The organism is Fenollaria sp. C0166D3 (assembly GCF_056590255.1).
In genome coordinates this window covers 90812-107687 of the sequence record NZ_JBWPVU010000006.1, presented here as the reverse complement: position 1 = coordinate 107687, position 16876 = coordinate 90812, and the positions used below count along the sequence as shown (strand labels likewise).

Sequence of the window (16876 nt, the reverse complement as noted above, 5' to 3'; positions counted from 1 at the left end):
TTAATGCAAGAAAGGAAGTGAAATTATGAACTTTGATTATTTTTATAATCGTCAAGCTGATAGGTTTAGTTTCTATATGTTACCAAAAATCTTAATTAGTGATGAACATTTTAAATCTTTATCATCTGATGCTAAGATATTTTATGCTTGCTTACTTGAAAGAACTAGCTATTCATATAAAAATAATTGGATTGACGATGAAGATCGGGTTTATATAATTTTTACTATAGATGAAATCATGAAAACCTTGAGTGTTTCTAATAAGACAGCTACTAAAATATCTGCTGAGCTTGAAAATATTGGATTAATAGAAAAGAAAAGGCAAGGCTTAGGAAAGCCAAATATTATCTATGTTAAAGATTTTATGAGTGTATTTGACATCGAGAAAAATGAGTATATTACAAGAAGTGTAGATTCTACACTTCAGAAGTGTAATAATTACACTTCTGGAAATGTAAAAAGTACATCTCAAGAAGTGAAGAAAGTACACGGAATAGATACTAATTATAATAATACTAATTATAATAATATAAAAAGAGACGAGAAAAAAACTTATGGACAATTTCAAAATGTTTTCTTAAGTGAAATTGAATATCAAGACTTATTAAATAAAATAGGTAGTAGAATTAATGAATATATAGAAAGGTTGTCTTCATACATGAAGTCGAATGATAGATCTTACAAAGACCATAAAGCTACGATAATAAACTGGTATTTAAATGACAACAAATATAAAAGTAAAACACAATTGAAACCAGTATCTAAAGCTAAAGATTTCAATGAGAGAGAATATCCAGATAATTATTTAACTGAAAAATACTCAAATAATTGGAAATAAAAATTTGTGGAGGTGGATATACGATGGTTAATGAAGAGGCGAGCAGATCGACCTTAAATATAGAGTATAAACTGGCTAAAGCAACTGCTGAAGGTGTTTTGAATGCAATCAAATCAATATATGGTTTAGGTGGTAATGAAGAAAGCTTCGATAAAGCTCTTAAAACAAATGGGAAAGAAGTCAAGTTAAAAGACTTAGTAGCAAAGGGTAAAGTTGAAGATATGCCAATTAAAGATGCAGAATTGAAAGAACTGAGGAAAGAGCTAAAGAAAGATGGCGTAAATTTTTCAGTGGTTAAAGATAAGGAGACAAAAGAATATACTATATTCTTTCAATCAAAGGACTCAAAAGTAATGTATCACGCTTTTAACAAAGCTATCAAAAGAGCAGAAAAGAAGATAGATAGAAAAGAATCTGTCCACAAAAAACTTGAAAATTTTAAGCAAAAGGCAAAAGAAGCTATTTTTAAAGATAAAGTTAAAAATAAGCATAAGGAGCAATCACTATGATGTTAACTTTAAATCTTTTGCCACTATATTAAGAAGTTGACGGCTATGAAGAATAAAATAATAGAAAGCATAGTAGCTGACATTAAGGGCATGTTTAAAATACAGGATAAAAAAAGTTTTATTAAGCAAAACTTACCGTATCTTGTATTTTTTTATATAGCAAATATTTTTTCAAAGCATGTCAATGGTTATATAGGTGGAGATATTATAGATAAAATTTTTGTTGCTCTAAGAGATTTAAAAACTATCTCTTATATTCCAAGTTTAAAGCTAAACGATATTCTATCAGGTTTAATCTTTGTTGCCATAATCAAGCTGATTATTTACGAAAAAGGTAAAAACAGAAAAAAATTCAGACAAGGCAAAGAATATGGTTCTGCAAGATGGGGGAATTCCAAAGATATAGAGCCATATATCGACCCTAAGTTTGAAAATAATGTTTTAATTACTAATACCGAAAGACTTACAATGAACTCAAGACCTAAAAATCCTAAATATGCTAGAAATAAAAATGTCTTAGTAATAGGCGGTTCTGGTTCAGGTAAAACAAGGTTCTATGTTAAGCCAAATCTAATGCAAATGCATTCTTCTTATGTAGTCACTGACCCTAAAGGCACACTTATAAATGAGTGTGGAAAGATGCTTTATGACAATGGTTATGAAATAAAAGTTTTAAATACTATAAATTTTAAGAAGTCTATGAAATATAATCCGTTCGCATATATCAGAAGCGAAATAGACATCTTAAAATTAGTACAGACTATTATTGCCAACACTAAAGGCGAGGGCGAAAAAGCTGGAGAAGACTTTTGGGTAAAAGCTGAAAAATTGTATTATACGGCTTTGATAGGATATATCTTTTATGAAGCACCTAAAGAAGAGCAAAACTTTGCAACGCTTCTTGATATGATAGATGCTTCTGAAGTTAGAGAAGATGATGAAACATACAAAAACCCAGTTGACAGACTATTCGAAGCATTGGAACAAAAAGATCCTCAGCATTTTGCTGTTAAGCAATATAAAAAATATAAACTCGCAGCTGGAGTAATAGAATTAAGGAGAACACTTAATCACTATTTTAGTGAAATATGTACTTCTTAATTCTTTTTTTATTGAAAAATTAAGAGAAAGGGGGTAAAAATGAGGAATTTTGAAAAGATAACAGCACTCTATGAAAGATTAAGTCGTGATGATGAACTGCAAGGAGAGAGTAACTCTATCATCAATCAGAAAAAAATATTGGAAGAATACGCAAGCAAAAATAACCTGTCAAACATCATTCACTTTACAGATGATGGAATCAGCGGAACACAGTTTGACAGACCGGGATTTATGGCAATGATGAACGGAGTCAATCAAGGAAATATTGGTTGTATCATCGTAAAAGATATGAGCAGACTTGGCAGAGATTATCTCAAAGTCGGTCAATGTATGGAGATACTAAGACAAAAGGGCGTAAGACTAATCGCTATCAATGACAATGTAGATAGTTTTTACAGAGAAGATGATTTTACCCCTTTTAGAAATATCATGAACGAATGGTATGCAAGAGATACATCAAGAAAAATCCAATCGACTTTCAAGTCAAAAGGGGAAAGTGGAAAACATACGGCAAGTACACCGCCTTATGGCTATATCAAAGATGAAAAAGATAAAAACAAATGGATAGTAGATGAAAAAGCAGCAGAGATAGTAAGGCGAATATTTAACCTGACCATGCAAGGAAATGGTCCGTATCGAATAGCAAAGATATTAGAAAGTGAAAAAGTAGATATACCCGCCTACCATCAACAAAAATTAGGCTATGGACTATATCAAAGCAAAAACTTTGAACATCCCTATCGTTGGTGCAGCTCAACCATAGCAAGCATTTTAAAGAAACAGGAATACTTGGGGCATACAGTCAATTTCAAGACAAGAAAGCATTTCAAGGACAAGAAAAGTAAATATGTATCGGAAGATAACTGGCTTATTTTTGAAAACACGCATGAACCAATCATAGACCAAGAAACCTTTGATAATGTGCAAAGGATAAGGGGAAATGTAAAAAGGTATCCTGACGGTTGGGGAGAATATCACCCACTCACAGGACTGATGTATTGTGCAGATTGTGGGAGCAAGATGTATGTTCATAGAACGAGCAATTACAAAAATATACCCTATTACACTTGCAGTGCCTATACTAAAACACCTTGTGGCATGCTTTGTCCATCAGCACACAGAATAAAAGCGGAAGTAGTCTTAAACCTTATTAGGGAAACACTGAAAGACATTAAAAAATACCTTGATGAAGATAATGAAGCCTTTATCCGTTCCATTCAAAATGAAATGGAAGAAAAAGAAAAAATAGAGATAGAAAAGGAAAAGATAAGATTAACGGAAAGCCAAAACAGACTTCAGGAACTCGAACGACTGATGTGCAGAATTTACGAAGATATGATCCTGAATAAAATACCGAATAATCGCTATGAAATCCTTAATAATCAATATGAAACGGAGCAGGTAGCTTTAAGTAAAGAAATTAAGGACTTGGAGCAGCAGGTTTCAAGATATGAAAAAGAAACAGACAGAGCAAGAAAATTTATATCTCTTATCAGTCGTTATGAAAACTTTGATGAACTTACAACTACAATGATAAATGAGTTTGTAGAAAAAATTATCGTACACGAAAGAGATAGAAAAGGAAGTCAGACATCAAAGCAAAAGATAGAAATTTACTTTAATTTCATAGGAAATTATGAACTGCCACAGGCGGAGTTAAGTGATGAAGAAAAACAAAAACTTGAGGAAGAAGAAAGAAAAATAAAGAAAAGAAAAGACAAGCTACATCAAAATTACCTGAAACGAAAAGCAAGCGGAAAACAGAAAGAGTATGAAGATAAATATAAGGCAAGGAGAGAACAGAAGAAACAGGAGAAAATAAAGGTTTTGAAAAGAGTGGGGATACCGGTGAGTGAGTATATAAAAACAAATATTTAAACCTATCTTGACAAATATTGAATTTTGATTTATTATTAAATATATATTCAGTATTTGAATAGAAAGAGGTGTGCTATGGCACAAGTATTAAAAGAAGAAGTTAGAAATAGAATACTCGAAGCAGCAGAAAAAGTATTTTATAAAAAGGATTATAGAGGTGCCAAATTAACAGAAATTGCAAAAGAAGCAGATATTCCTGTGGCACTCATTTATACCTATTTCAAAAATAAGGAAGTTTTGTTTGATGCAGTAGTAAGTTCTGTTTATATAAACTTCGAGTCAGCTTTTAATGAGGAAGAATCTTTGGAAAAAGGTTCTGCTTCTGAAAGGTTTGATGAGGTTGGAGAAAATTATATTCATGAACTTTTAAAAGATCGTAAGAAGTTAATTATTTTAATGGATAAAAGCTCAGGTACAAAGCATACAGAAGCAAAACAAAAACTCATATCACAAATGCAGGTTCATATTGAAGTAAGTTTAAAAAGACAATCGAAACAGGAATATGATCCAATGCTTGCCCATATTTTAGCCAGTAACTTTACAGAGGGACTTCTTGAAATAGCAAGGCATTATCAAAGTGAAAAGTGGGCAAAAGATATGCTAAAACTTATTGCAAGGTGTTATTACAAGGGAGTGGAATCCCTATAATCAGCACAAAAAAATAGACTTTGCGTAATCAGCAAAGTCTTACTTTAAACCTTAATACTGAATTAAAATTCAATATTATTCAATTTTGAAAGGAGAGTTGTTCATGCCGGAAAAAGAATTAAGAAAAAAAGTGATTGGGAAAAACGGTTTATCCAATTCACTTCTTGCTTTAAAAATAGTATTTGATTTGATACCACAAATCTTACTCGTATATTTGATTAGTTCTTTAATTACAAACAATATTAACGAAGGTAATTTAAAGTATATATTTTTGGGAATCTTTATATCGTTTGTATTAAAAGGAGTGTTTTATTATTTTGCAACAAAGGTTGCCCATGAGAAAGCATACGAAAAATTAACAGAACTTAGGTTAGATATTATCGGTCATCTGAAAAAACTAAGTTTGGGATTCTTTAAAGAACATAATACAGGAGAGCTTACCAACATTGTCCAACATGATGTAGAACAAGTGGAAGTATATCTTGCTCATGGTCTCCCTGAAATAATGTCAGTTACACTTCTGCCTACCATTATTTTTGTAGCTATGATTTTTGTGGATTGGCGTCTTGCTCTTGGGATGATTGCCGGAGTTCCACTCATGTATTTGGTAAAAGTTCTTTCACAGAAAACAATGGATAAAAACTTTGCGATTTACTTCAATCATGAAAACAGAATGAGAGAAGAGCTAATGGAATATGTAAAAAATATTTCTGTGATTAAGGCTTTTGCTAAAGAAGAGGAAATTAGTGAAAGAACATTAAAAACGGCAAGAGAATATATTTACTGGGTTAAAAAGAGCATGGGGATGGTTACAATTCCAATGGGACTCATTGACATATTTATGGAAATTGGAGTGGTTATTGTCATGATTTTGGGAAGCATATTTCTTTATCATGGAAATATTACAACGCCTAATTTTATCCTTGCCATTATTTTATCGTCTGCTTTTACTGCTTCTATAAGTAAGACAGCTACATTGCAACATTTTTCTATTGTGTTTAAGGAAGCGTTAAAGGCGATAGGGAAAGTATTAACAGTTCCACTTCCAAACAAAAAGACAGAACAAGGTTTAGAATTTGGAAACATAGAATTTAAAGATGTGAATTTTGCATACGGAAAAGATAGCTTTGAGCTTAAAAATATCAATTTGAATTTTAAGAAAAATAGTTTGAACGCCTTTGTAGGAGCAAGCGGTTGTGGAAAGAGTACGGTATCTAATTTGCTTATGGGATTTTGGGATGCAGATGAAGGACAAATACTGATAAATGGAAAAGATATAAAAGAATATAGTCAAGAAAATATCTCAATGCTGATTGGTAGTGTGCAACAAGAAGTTATCCTTTTTGACTTAAGTATTTTTGAAAATATAGCAATTGGAAAACTAAATGCAACAAAAGAAGAAGTCATAGAAGCTGCTAAAAAAGCAAGATGCCATAATTTTATTTCAGCATTGCCAAATGGATATGAAACACGAGTAGGTGAAATGGGAGTTAAGTTATCCGGTGGAGAAAAACAAAGAATCTCTATAGCAAGAATGATACTGAAAAATGCACCGATTTTAATATTAGATGAAGCAATGGCGGCTGTTGATAGTGAAAATGAAAGACTTATCGGCGAAGCAATTGACGATTTAAGCAAGGATAAAACCATCATTACAATTGCTCATCATCTAAATACGATTAGAGATTCAGACCAAATTATTGTTATGGATAAGGGTGTTGTTCTTGATGCAGGAAGCCATGAAGAGCTGATGAAAAGATGTGATTTTTATAAGGATATGGTTGAAGCACAGAACAAGGTAGATAGATGGAATTTGAAAGAGGTGGTAACAGAAAATGTTTAGAGAAATGTTAAAACTACTTACAAAAACTGGCAAGAGAGATTTGATTATATCGAGTGTATTCTTTGCCCTTTATGGACTAAGCTCCATAGCTATGATTGTGATCGTATTTTCTATACTGTTCCAAATATTCGATGGAACGAGCTTAGCAAGTCTATATAAATATTTTATTGCGATTGGATTACTTGTAGTGTTCAAAGGTATTTGTAATATGGTTGCAGATATGAAAAAGCATAGTGCAGGTTTTGATATTGTTCAGCAAATCAGAGAACGCATGATTATCAAATTAAAAAAATTCAGCTTAGGATTTTATACCAACGAAAGACTGGGCGAGATCAATACAATTTTACACAAAGATGTTGATAATATGTCCCTTGTTGTAGGACACATGTGGTCAAGAATGTTTGGTGATTTTTTGATAGGTGCAGTCGTATTTGTTGGTCTTGCAAGTATTGATTTCAAACTTGCTATTATTATGGCTGTATCTGTTCCGATTGCACTTATCTTTCTATATCTGACAATTAAGCAATCTGAAAAAATAGAAAATCAGAACAACTCAGCACTTCTTGATATGGTTAGCTTATTTGTTGAATATGTTAGAGGAATACCTGTACTAAAGAGTTTTTCAAACAATAAGAGCTTAGATAATGAGCTTATGAACAAAACGAAAAAGTTCGGAGAAACAAGTAAAGCAGCTTCAAGATTCAAGGCAAAACAGTTATCTATATTTGGTTTTTTACTGGATATTGGATATTTAGTTCTTTTAATTGCAGGAGCAATACTTGTTATAAAGGGAAATCTCGATGTGCTTAATTTTATTATCTTTGCGGTAATTTCAAAAGAGTTTTATAAGCCGTTCGCTTCTATGGAACAACACTATATGTACTATGTTTCGGCGGTAGATAGTTACGAAAGACTTTCAAGAATTTTATATGCAGATGTAATCCCGGATAAAGTGAATGGAATTGTTCCGAAAGATAATGATATAGCTTTTGAAAACATAGATTTTTCCTATGAAAAAGATGAATTTAAAATGGAAAAATTGAGTTTTTCTATTGCTGAAAAAACAATGACAGCCTTAGTTGGAGAATCAGGTAGTGGAAAGACTACTATAACAAACTTACTTCTAAGATTTTATGATGTGCATAAAGGGAAAATTACACTCGGAGGAACTGATATAAGGGATATTCCTTATGATGAGCTTTTGGATCGTATCAGTATTGTCATGCAAAATGTTCAACTATTCGATAACACGATTGAAGAAAATATTAGAGTAGGTAAAAAAGGAGCTACAAAAGAGGAAATCATTAAAGCTGCAAAGAAGGCAAGGATACATGATTTCATTATGAGCTTACCAAAAGGTTATGAAACTGATATTGGCGAAAATGGAGGAATTTTATCAGGTGGACAAAGACAAAGAATATCTATTGCAAGAGCTTTTCTAAAAGATGCACCGATTTTAATTCTTGATGAAATGACAAGTAATGTTGATCCTGTAAACGAATCTTTGATACAGGATGCTATTACAGAACTTGCAAAGAATAGAACTGTACTTGTAGTGGCTCATCATTTAAAAACAATTCAAAAAGCTGACCAAATTCTCGTATTTCAAAAAGGAAATTTACTTGAAAAAGGAAAGCATGGCGAACTTCTTGCAAAAAATGGTTACTACACAAAATTATGGAAAGCTCAGTATGAGGTATAACCATGATTTTGCTAAAAAATGTTTATTATGAATGGGAAGATGGACGAACTGCTTTAAAAAATGTCAATCTTGAAATTAGAAAAGGTGAATTTGTTTTAATTTCAGGGAAAAGTGGAAGTGGTAAAAGTACTCTTGGAAGTGTGATGAATGGTCTTATTCCACATTATTACAAAGGCAAAATGAAAGGGGAAGCCTTTGCGTCCGGAAAAGATATAAGCAAATTATCGCTTCATGAAATAGGGCATATTGTAGGGACTGTATTTCAAGATCCAAGAAGTCAATTTTTTACGACAACGACAGATGAAGAAATAGCTTTTGGGCTTCAAACCATTTGCAAATCAAGAGATGAAATAAAACAGAGAGTAGAAGAAGTATATGCAGAACTGGATATTGAGGAACTGAAAGGAAAATCTGTTTTTGAATTATCAAGCGGACAGAAACAAAAGATAGCTATTGCAAGTATCTATGCGATGAATCCGAAAGTTTTAATTTTAGATGAACCTTCAGCAAATTTGGATATGAAAGCAACATTTGACCTATTTTTAATTTTGGAAAAATTAAAGAAAAAAGGAACAACAGTTGTTCTAATTGAACATCGTTTGTACTATGTAAAATCTTTATTTGACCGTTTTCTTTTGGTGAAAGATGGAGAAATTGCACTGGACTTGAGTCGGGAAGAAGTTATTCATCTTGAAGGGGAGTTTTGGGATGAGAATGGACTAAGAACTCTTGAATTAGAAGAATATAGGATAAGTGAGAAGAAAGACTCATATCAATTAAATGATGAAAGTATAAACGGAAAAGGCTTGAGATTTTGCTATCCGAATGTAGCTAAGGATGGAAAGAAGCAAAAACAGTACATTTTAAATCATCTTGATTTTAATATGGAGTGCGGAATAGCCATTGGTCTTATCGGCTTAAATGGTACCGGAAAAACTACCTTTGCAAGAGTGATTTCAGGACTTGAGAAGATAAAAGAGGGGAAGATATGGACGGGGAAAGATAATTCGCTTAATCATAAAGATTTAATGGATATGTCATATTTTGTCTTTCAAGATTCAGACTATCAGTTGTTTTCGGAAAGTGTACTTGATGAAATGCTGCTTGGTATTTCAAGTAAAGATAAAAAAGAAAATACTCAAAAGGCAAAGTCTATTTTGAATGTACTTGGCTTAGATAAATACATTGATAAGCATCCGTTTGCTTTATCAAGAGGAGAAAAACAAAGACTCACAATAGCTTGTGGAATGATGAAACAGGCAAAAGTTTTTATCTATGATGAACCAACATCAGGTTGTGATAAAGACTCAATGCTTTCAGTGGCAAAATTAATTGAAGAACAATTAAAAAATGGAACAACAGTTTTGGTGATAAGTCATGATTTTGAGTTTTTAGCGAACACAGTGAGTAAGCTCTGGGTAATGGGAGATGGAAAAATAGAAAGTGTTTTGAATATGAGTGAAAGTAATAAAATTCTCATATTGGACAAGATGAGAGGAGGTAGATAACTTGATGGATAGAAAAACAGTCGATCCGAGAATAAAACTTACTCTACTTCCAATTGTTGGATTTACGAGCTTTTTTATAAGCGATACAATTCTACTTTTCGGACTGATTCTCTTTGCCTTTTTTCTGTATGTATACAGCAGTATGTGGAAAAGAGCATTACGCTTTATTTTGTTTTTTGTGATTTTATACTGCATAGAGTTATGGCTTGGAAAGTTTTGTGAAGCAAGTATCGTATTTGCAATATATATGTTTATTTACTTTGCATCAAGGATGACCTTAATTGCTATGTTTGGTGGATATATAACAAAGACTACAAGTGTAAGTGAAATGCTTGAAGCATTAAATAGAATGAAAGTACCAAGAAGCATTGGTATACCTTTTAGTGTTTTGCTTAGGTTTGTACCAACTATAAAAATAGAACTCAAGGCATTAAAAGAGAATATGAAGATTCGAGGAATCGTAACAAGTAGATTTTTCCCCTTGCTACATCCAATTAAATATATTGAATATACGCTTGTTCCGCTTTTAATGAGAATGATTAAGATTTCAGATGAACTGTCAGCTTCAGCACTCATTAGAGGACTTGATAGTGATGAGAACAGGGTTACATTAACAAAATTGAGGTTTAGAACAACGGATTTGTTGATTGGACTATTAGGAGCTTTGATGATTGCTCTTGTGATAGTAATACAGAAAATTTATTAGGAGGACTTTTATGAAAAACAAATTAAATGGTCGTGATTTTATTACAATCGGAATCTTTAATGCAATTGGAATTGTCATATACATGGCGGTTGCATTTGCTATGGCAACAACAGTGATTGGAGGATTTATTGCTTCAGGAGTTAGCTTTATGGTAGCTGCTACCGTTTATATCCTTATGGCTTTGAAAGTTAAAAAGAAGGGCGTATTTACAATATCAGGAACGCTTCTTGGTTTAATTGCATTGTCAGGAGGACATTTGCCTCATGCAGTCTTTGCTGTAATCGGTGGAATTATATGTGATTTGATTATAGGAAATTATGAGAGCAAGGGACGAATGATTATTGGATATGGGATATTTGCATTAGCGGATTTTTTAGGGACAGTAATTCCTGTGATTTTATTCGGAACAGCTTCTTTTGTGGAAAGAGCATCAAAATGGAAAATGAGTGAAGCACAAATAAATGAAGCATTATCTTATTTCAAAGTTTCATGGGCAGTAGGCTTTGCCTTGATAACATTTGTTCTTGCTTGCATAGGAGCATTCGTTGCAACAAAGATACTCAAAAAGCATTTTGAAAAAGCAGGAGTGATTTAATAATAAATTTACTTAGGAGGGAAAATAATGGAGGGATAATTATGTCAAAACTTATAGTTTCGGTTTTCACGGAACGATATAATTATCCTTTTTTATTCTTGGAATTGCTTACACATAGCAATAATACTTTACCAGAAACGACCAAATAGAAAATTATATAAAACATTAGTTTTTAAGCCGAGAGGACTTTTTACGCCAAAGTGTAGAAGTCCTCCTTTTTTATTCTCAAAACCAAAACAGAGAACTTAAAAAGGAGGATGACTAAGTGGCAAAGAAAGAATATTACCTTTATGTAAAAGGCAAAGCCGTACCTGTAAGTGAAGAAGTCTACAAAGCCTATTGGAAGATAACAGAGCATGAAAAGTATCTCCAAAGAAAAGATTGGAAGCATAATGTAATACCATTTTCGGCACTGGATCATGATGGACACTTTGTAGATAACATCATAGATGAAAAGATAGACTTAGAAAAAATTGTAGAAGTAAAAATGCGAATTGAAGAACTTCATAAAGCATTAAATACTCTTACAAAAGAAGAACGAGAACTAATGGAAGCCATCTTCTACAAAGAAGAAAGTCTAAGGTCAATCAGCAGAAGAGAGAAAGTTACACATCAAGCAATCAGTGGGAGGAGGGATAGGATTTTAGAAAAACTGAGAAAGATTTTAGAAGATAAAATCTAAAAACTTGGAAAGGTTAAGTGTCAAAAAAGGTGCTTAACCTTTCTTTATGGAAACAAGTAGATACCAAAACGGAGGAATTAAAAATGAAGAAAGAAAAAACATTACAGGAAGTACAGGAACAAATTTCTGAACTTCAGGAAGAAAGAGAAAAGTGCGATGTAAAGCTGAAACAATTACAAAATCAAGGCAAAAAATTAGAAAAACTGGCAAATGAAAAGGAACGAAAAAGAAGAAATCACAGGCTCATACAAAGGGGATTGATAGTAGAAAGGGTCATTAAAAATCCTCTAATATTTACCAATGAGGAGATAGAAAAACTGTTAAATATCTCTACTCACACAGAAGAATACAGACAAGCCTATGAAGAAATGATAAATGGAAAAGATATGGAAGATGAAACAGACATAGAGTAGATAAAAAAAATAGTTTTTTCAGAAGCTCCCTGCAAGGGCAAAAAGCTTCGCAGAACGCAAAGCACCATTTAGGGTGTATAATTGCGCCCTTAGAAAATCTAAGGGATTTTAGCAAGTCTTTAAACACACAAAACTTAATAAAAATATACGGATAAAGCAGATAGGAAAAGATACAAAAAATAACCTGTCTGCTTTTTTCCTTTACCTGAAAACAAACAAAAAATGAAAGGAGCTTATACCGATGGCAGAAACATTTCACTTTAGTATTTCTATGATAAGCAGAGGAAAAAGTAAATCGGCAGTTGCAAGTGCAGCATATATCTCTTGTGAGAAAATCAAAAATGAATGGGACGGAGAAGTTCATGACTATCATAATAAAAAAGGACTTTTACATTCAGAAATCTTCTTGCCGGAGAATGTCCCCATAGCATTAAAAGATAGAACTACCTTATGGAACAGCGTTGAACTAAATAAGAAAGCAAGCAATGCACAGCTTGCAAGAAATTTTATCATTGCTCTACCAAAAGAATTATCCTTTGAAGAAAATAAGAAACTCATTACCGACTTTATTGGGGAAAATTTTGTATCAAAAGGAATGATAGCAGATCTTGCAATCCATGATGAAAGTGATGAAGAAAATAACAATATCCATGCTCATATTATGACTACCCTTAGACCAATCAATGAAAAAGGAGAGTGGCTGGCAAAAAGCAAAAAGGAATATGTACTTGATGAAAAGGGAGAAAAGATAAAACTAAAAAGCGGAAACTACAAAACAAGAAAAGTAGAGCTGACAGACTGGAACGATAAAGGAAACGCAGAGAAATGGAGAGAGAATTTTGCAAGCCTTTGTAATCAGTATTTAGAAAAAAATCATCAGGAAAAGAGAGTGGACCATCGCTCCTACAAAAGACAAGGGATAGAAGAAATCCCAACCATTCATATGGGAGCAAGTGCAAGTGCCTTAGAGAAAAAAGGAATCGAAACCGACAAAGGAAACATCAACAGAGAAATAAAAAAGCATAATTCCTTAGTAAAAGCCATCAAGAACAAGATAAAAGAAATCACCTCTTGGATAGACTCTTTACTTGGAAATCTACAAGCTAAATACGATGAGTATAAACAGACCAAAAAAGATGAACTGGAGAACAAAGCAGAACTCTTTAACCTCTATGAATATATCTCTATCTACAACGAGATACAGGGAGAAAAAACAAAAAATCTATCCTACTACGGACAGATAAAAAAAGGAAATGCAGACCTAAAGAGATTTGTAAAAGCAATCTACTATTTGAAAGATAATCATCTTCAAACCATAGCAGACCTACAAGAAAAAGTCATTGAACTGGCAAAGCAAAGTAAAAAGATAAGTGAAGATATTCAAAGCAAAACCCAAAGAATAAAGGAGTTAAATCGTTGCTTTATTTGTGCAGACATCATCAAAGAAAATAAGGCGGTATATCAGGAATATAAAGATAAAACTTTTCTTAAAGATAAATTTTACAATTCACATAAAGATGAAATTGAAAACTACAAAAAAGCAAGAAAGACTATAGAAAAATTTACTGGAACATCAGCTATAAAGTCGAGTGATTGGCAGAAAGAAATATCAAGCCTTGAAAATCAGATACAAGACTTAACTGAAGATAAAGCTAAAGTTCAAGACGAATTTAAGCAGATAGATCATATCAAATATGCAGTAAAGATTGTGGGTGACGAGTATGGAATAGATTTATCTATAGAGATAGACAAGGCAATTAAGAGGGGAGATAAACCAAGTGTAATTGCACAACTGAAAAAATTTCAAGAGCAAGAGGAAAGAAAGGAGCAGTACAAACAAAAAGCAAAAGAAAAGGCTAAAGAAAATTATAAAAATAAAGGGGAGGAAAGATAAAAATGGCAGACAACAGAAGATACTATTGGTTAAAATTGAAAGAAGATTTTTTTACAGATAAGAGAATCAAAAGGCTAAGAAAAATATCAGGAGGAGATACCTATACAATCATTTATCTTAAATTGCTTTTACTTAGCTTAAAAGATAGTGGGAAGCTGTATTATGATGGAGTAGAAACAGACTTTATCAAAGAGCTTGCCTTAACGATTGATGAAACGGAAGATGATGTAATGGTTACAGTAAATTATCTTGTAGCACAAGGATTGATGGAGATAATTACAGAAAATGACGAGTATTTTTTAACAGAAATTCCAAGTCTTATAGGTTCAGAAACAGCTTCTACAAGGCGTTCAAGAAAATCGAGAGGACAAAAAGCGTTGCAATGCAACACTGGTGCAACACCTTGCAACCTTTTGCAACAAAACTGCAACGGAGATATAGAGATAGATAAAGAGATAGATATAGAGTTAGAAAAAGAGGGGGAGATAGAAAAAATATCCCCCAACCTTTATGGAGAATATAAAAATGTTTCCTTAACCGATGAAGAATATGGGAAGTTAAAGGATAAAATGCAAGGTCATAGGGAAGAAATGATAGAAAAGCTGTCAACCTATATGCAAAGCACGGGAAGAAACTATAAAGATCATTATGCGACCTTAGTTCATTGGTATGAGCAAGATAAAGGTAAATTAAAAGAAAGCCATAAATCAAAAGTATATACCTTTGAAGATTATGACAAGGGGGAACACTTGTAGACCTCGTATAAGACGGTGGAAAGGTGTTTTTAGAGCGTTAATGATAAAATAGGTATCAGACTATAGCTAAGTGTAAAATAGGGCTTAAAATTGCAGTATGAAAAAATAGCGTATTTATGATAAAATGATAGTGATATGGTAATAAACTCAGTTATAAGGAGAGGATATATAAATGCGAATTCAATTTACTGTAACCGATGAAGAACTTGAAATTTTAACTAAAAAAGCAATAGAGGGAGGTTTCCCAAGCGTTACTGAATATTGTAAGTGTAGCAGTTTACAAGAAAATACAAGCTATGCTGACCTATATACTACCTTATTAAACAAAATTAGCTCTTTACCGAAGGGCAAAGAATTTGTTTTGAGAGAGTTAATCGCAACACCGCCGGCATTGATTGGCAGATGGTTTTATGAAAATGTAAATAAGAGACTTGTAAAAAATGTGGAACACATCGGAAAAGCTGAAGGCGGAGTAGAAAAATATAAAAGAATTTAGATAATGTTGGAGGTGCATTTCATGGCAGAAGAGAATAAAGAGATAGTTATTGTAGATGATAAAACTATACAAGAAAAAATATATCTTATTCGTGGGCAAAGAGTAATGCTTGATGCAGATTTAGCTGAAATATATGGTTATGAAACAAAAAACTTTAATAGACAGGTGAAAAACAATATTGAGAAGTTTGAAGGCGAAGATTTTATGTTTCAACTGACCGAGAATGAATTTGAAAACTTGAGGTGCAAAAATTTCACCTCAAGTTGGGGCGGTTCAAGATACTTACCAAATGCCTTTACAGAACAAGGTATTTATATGCTTATGACGGTATTAAGAGGTGAACTTGCGATTAGGCAAAGTAGAGCCTTAATTAGAACATTTAAGCAGATGAAAGACTTTATAATCGAAAATCAAGATTTTATTAGCTCAAAAGAATTGGTACAAATAGCAGTACAGACAAATCAAAACACAAAGGATATAGCTGAAATAAAGTCGCAAATGGCTACAAAAGAAGATTTGAAAAAGGTTATGGATAATTTTATAGATCCGGACACATACAAGCATTTCCTTTTAATGAACGGAGATAAGATTGAAGCAGATGTTGCCTATACCAAAATATATAAGTCTGCAAAGAAAAGTATTTATGTGATAGACAACTATATAGGCTTGAAAACCTTAGAATTATTAAGGGCTGCAAAAGACAATGTTGAAATTATAGTCTTTAGCGACAATGTGAAAAACAAGGATATGCTGACAAAAAATATCCTAAACGATTTTAGAAAAGATTACCCTAATATCAATCTGAAGATGAAAATTGCAGGTAAAAAGTATCACGATAGATATATTGCCATTGACTATGGAACAGACAGTGAAGCCTTTTATCTTTGCGGAGCTTCATCAAAAGATGCAGGAAATAAAATATCAAGTATTACAAAGATAGAGGAATCTTCCAAGGATATGTATCATACGATGTTTGGCGGAATGCTGAACAATAAGGATTTGAAAATTTAATATGTAAATGGTAAAGCGTTATTAAATGAATAGCTATAAGACTTGTGAAAGGCGGTAGAAATAAAACTCTATCGTCTTTTTTTGATTGCAACTAACAGGAGGGAAACTAATATGCACGAAAATAAAAATGAACATAATACAGGAACAAAGACTATAAAAAAGATTGGAAAAGTAACTTATGAGGTTATTGTCCATTTTAATGAAAATGCGACTGAAACTATGCAAGATAAATTGAAAAGGATAATGCTTAGAGAAATGGAGATGAAAAAACATCAAAAAGGAGATAAAAATGATTAG

15 protein-coding genes and 1 pseudogene are annotated in these 16876 nt (G+C 32.4%); all 16 read left to right on the top strand.

Features of this window, described 5'->3' with window-relative positions:
* Window positions 1-25 precede the first annotated feature (25 nt).
* The 16 genes and pseudogenes from AC1EJ0_RS05685 to AC1EJ0_RS05610 all read left to right on the top strand — a co-directional run bounded on the left by AC1EJ0_RS05685 (window position 26) and on the right by AC1EJ0_RS05610 (window position 16876).
* Window positions 26-838 (top strand): replication initiator protein A, encoded by an 813-nt coding sequence (locus AC1EJ0_RS05685; RefSeq protein ID WP_480023529.1) that lies wholly within the window; start codon window positions 26-28, stop codon window positions 836-838.
* A 23-nt stretch (window positions 839-861) separates the two neighbouring features.
* On the top strand, window positions 862-1347 hold the full coding sequence (locus AC1EJ0_RS05680; RefSeq protein WP_480023530.1) for a PcfB family protein: 486 nt from the start codon (window positions 862-864) through the stop codon (window positions 1345-1347).
* A 90-nt stretch (window positions 1348-1437) separates the two neighbouring features.
* Window positions 1438-4326 (top strand): annotated as a pseudogene (locus tag AC1EJ0_RS05675) (DUF4368 domain-containing protein).
* Between the two features lie 75 nt (window positions 4327-4401).
* Window positions 4402-4974 (top strand): TetR/AcrR family transcriptional regulator, encoded by a 573-nt coding sequence (locus tag AC1EJ0_RS05670; RefSeq protein ID WP_000079886.1) that lies wholly within the window; start codon window positions 4402-4404, stop codon window positions 4972-4974.
* Window positions 4975-5077: 103 nt separating this feature from the next.
* Window positions 5078-6817 (top strand): ABC transporter ATP-binding protein, encoded by a 1740-nt coding sequence (locus AC1EJ0_RS05665; RefSeq protein ID WP_001114254.1) that lies wholly within the window; start codon window positions 5078-5080, stop codon window positions 6815-6817.
* Window positions 6810-8519, top strand: a complete 1710-nt coding sequence (locus AC1EJ0_RS05660; RefSeq protein ID WP_000488165.1) for an ABC transporter ATP-binding protein — start codon at window positions 6810-6812, stop codon at window positions 8517-8519. The genes AC1EJ0_RS05665 and AC1EJ0_RS05660 overlap by 8 nt, the downstream gene beginning before the upstream one ends.
* A gap of 2 nt (window positions 8520-8521) precedes the next feature.
* Entirely contained in the window at window positions 8522-10027 is a 1506-nt protein-coding gene (locus AC1EJ0_RS05655) for an ABC transporter ATP-binding protein (protein ID WP_000601969.1), read from the top strand.
* 4 nt (window positions 10028-10031) lie between these two features.
* On the top strand, window positions 10032-10733 hold the full coding sequence (locus tag AC1EJ0_RS05650; RefSeq protein WP_000375396.1) for an energy-coupling factor transporter transmembrane component T: 702 nt from the start codon (window positions 10032-10034) through the stop codon (window positions 10731-10733).
* 10 nt (window positions 10734-10743) lie between these two features.
* Entirely contained in the window at window positions 10744-11328 is a 585-nt protein-coding gene (locus AC1EJ0_RS05645) for an MptD family putative ECF transporter S component (protein WP_000791747.1), read from the top strand.
* Window positions 11329-11593: 265 nt separating this feature from the next.
* Window positions 11594-12010: a sigma-70 RNA polymerase sigma factor region 4 domain-containing protein gene (locus tag AC1EJ0_RS05640; RefSeq protein ID WP_001074477.1), complete on the top strand. Its 417-nt coding sequence runs from the start codon at window positions 11594-11596 to the stop codon at window positions 12008-12010.
* 83 nt (window positions 12011-12093) lie between these two features.
* Window positions 12094-12423, top strand: a complete 330-nt coding sequence (locus AC1EJ0_RS05635; protein WP_009346081.1) for a DUF3847 domain-containing protein — start codon at window positions 12094-12096, stop codon at window positions 12421-12423.
* A 241-nt stretch (window positions 12424-12664) separates the two neighbouring features.
* Entirely contained in the window at window positions 12665-14317 is a 1653-nt protein-coding gene (mobQ, locus tag AC1EJ0_RS05630) for a MobQ family relaxase (protein WP_480023531.1), read from the top strand.
* A 2-nt stretch (window positions 14318-14319) separates the two neighbouring features.
* Entirely contained in the window at window positions 14320-15072 is a 753-nt protein-coding gene (locus AC1EJ0_RS05625) for a phage replisome organizer N-terminal domain-containing protein (protein ID WP_048949719.1), read from the top strand.
* Between the two features lie 172 nt (window positions 15073-15244).
* Window positions 15245-15568, top strand: coding sequence for a hypothetical protein (locus AC1EJ0_RS05620; protein WP_001222545.1), 324 nt, complete (start codon window positions 15245-15247; stop codon window positions 15566-15568).
* A 21-nt stretch (window positions 15569-15589) separates the two neighbouring features.
* The gene (locus tag AC1EJ0_RS05615) at window positions 15590-16579 is read left to right on the top strand and encodes an ORF6N domain-containing protein (protein WP_000797008.1); all 990 of its coding nucleotides are present in this window, start codon (window positions 15590-15592) and stop codon (window positions 16577-16579) included.
* Between the two features lie 111 nt (window positions 16580-16690).
* Window positions 16691-16876, top strand: a complete 186-nt coding sequence (locus tag AC1EJ0_RS05610; protein ID WP_062570877.1) for a transposon-encoded TnpW family protein — start codon at window positions 16691-16693, stop codon at window positions 16874-16876.

What these genes read in the sequence shown, in the direction of transcription:
- AC1EJ0_RS05685 (WP_480023529.1), top strand. Translation starts at nt 26, where the DNA reads ATGAACTTTGATTATTTTTATAATCGTCAAGCTGATAGGTTTAGTTTC.
- AC1EJ0_RS05680 (WP_480023530.1), top strand. Translation starts at nt 862, where the DNA reads ATGGTTAATGAAGAGGCGAGCAGATCGACCTTAAATATAGAGTATAAA.
- AC1EJ0_RS05670 (WP_000079886.1), top strand. Translation starts at nt 4,402, where the DNA reads ATGGCACAAGTATTAAAAGAAGAAGTTAGAAATAGAATACTCGAAGCA.
- AC1EJ0_RS05665 (WP_001114254.1), top strand. Translation starts at nt 5,078, where the DNA reads ATGCCGGAAAAAGAATTAAGAAAAAAAGTGATTGGGAAAAACGGTTTA.
- AC1EJ0_RS05660 (WP_000488165.1), top strand. Translation starts at nt 6,810, where the DNA reads ATGTTTAGAGAAATGTTAAAACTACTTACAAAAACTGGCAAGAGAGAT.
- AC1EJ0_RS05655 (WP_000601969.1), top strand. Translation starts at nt 8,522, where the DNA reads ATGATTTTGCTAAAAAATGTTTATTATGAATGGGAAGATGGACGAACT.
- AC1EJ0_RS05650 (WP_000375396.1), top strand. Translation starts at nt 10,032, where the DNA reads ATGGATAGAAAAACAGTCGATCCGAGAATAAAACTTACTCTACTTCCA.
- AC1EJ0_RS05645 (WP_000791747.1), top strand. Translation starts at nt 10,744, where the DNA reads ATGAAAAACAAATTAAATGGTCGTGATTTTATTACAATCGGAATCTTT.
- AC1EJ0_RS05635 (WP_009346081.1), top strand. Translation starts at nt 12,094, where the DNA reads ATGAAGAAAGAAAAAACATTACAGGAAGTACAGGAACAAATTTCTGAA.
- mobQ (WP_480023531.1), top strand. Translation starts at nt 12,665, where the DNA reads ATGGCAGAAACATTTCACTTTAGTATTTCTATGATAAGCAGAGGAAAA.
- AC1EJ0_RS05625 (WP_048949719.1), top strand. Translation starts at nt 14,320, where the DNA reads ATGGCAGACAACAGAAGATACTATTGGTTAAAATTGAAAGAAGATTTT.
- AC1EJ0_RS05620 (WP_001222545.1), top strand. Translation starts at nt 15,245, where the DNA reads ATGCGAATTCAATTTACTGTAACCGATGAAGAACTTGAAATTTTAACT.
- AC1EJ0_RS05615 (WP_000797008.1), top strand. Translation starts at nt 15,590, where the DNA reads ATGGCAGAAGAGAATAAAGAGATAGTTATTGTAGATGATAAAACTATA.
- AC1EJ0_RS05610 (WP_062570877.1), top strand. Translation starts at nt 16,691, where the DNA reads ATGCACGAAAATAAAAATGAACATAATACAGGAACAAAGACTATAAAA.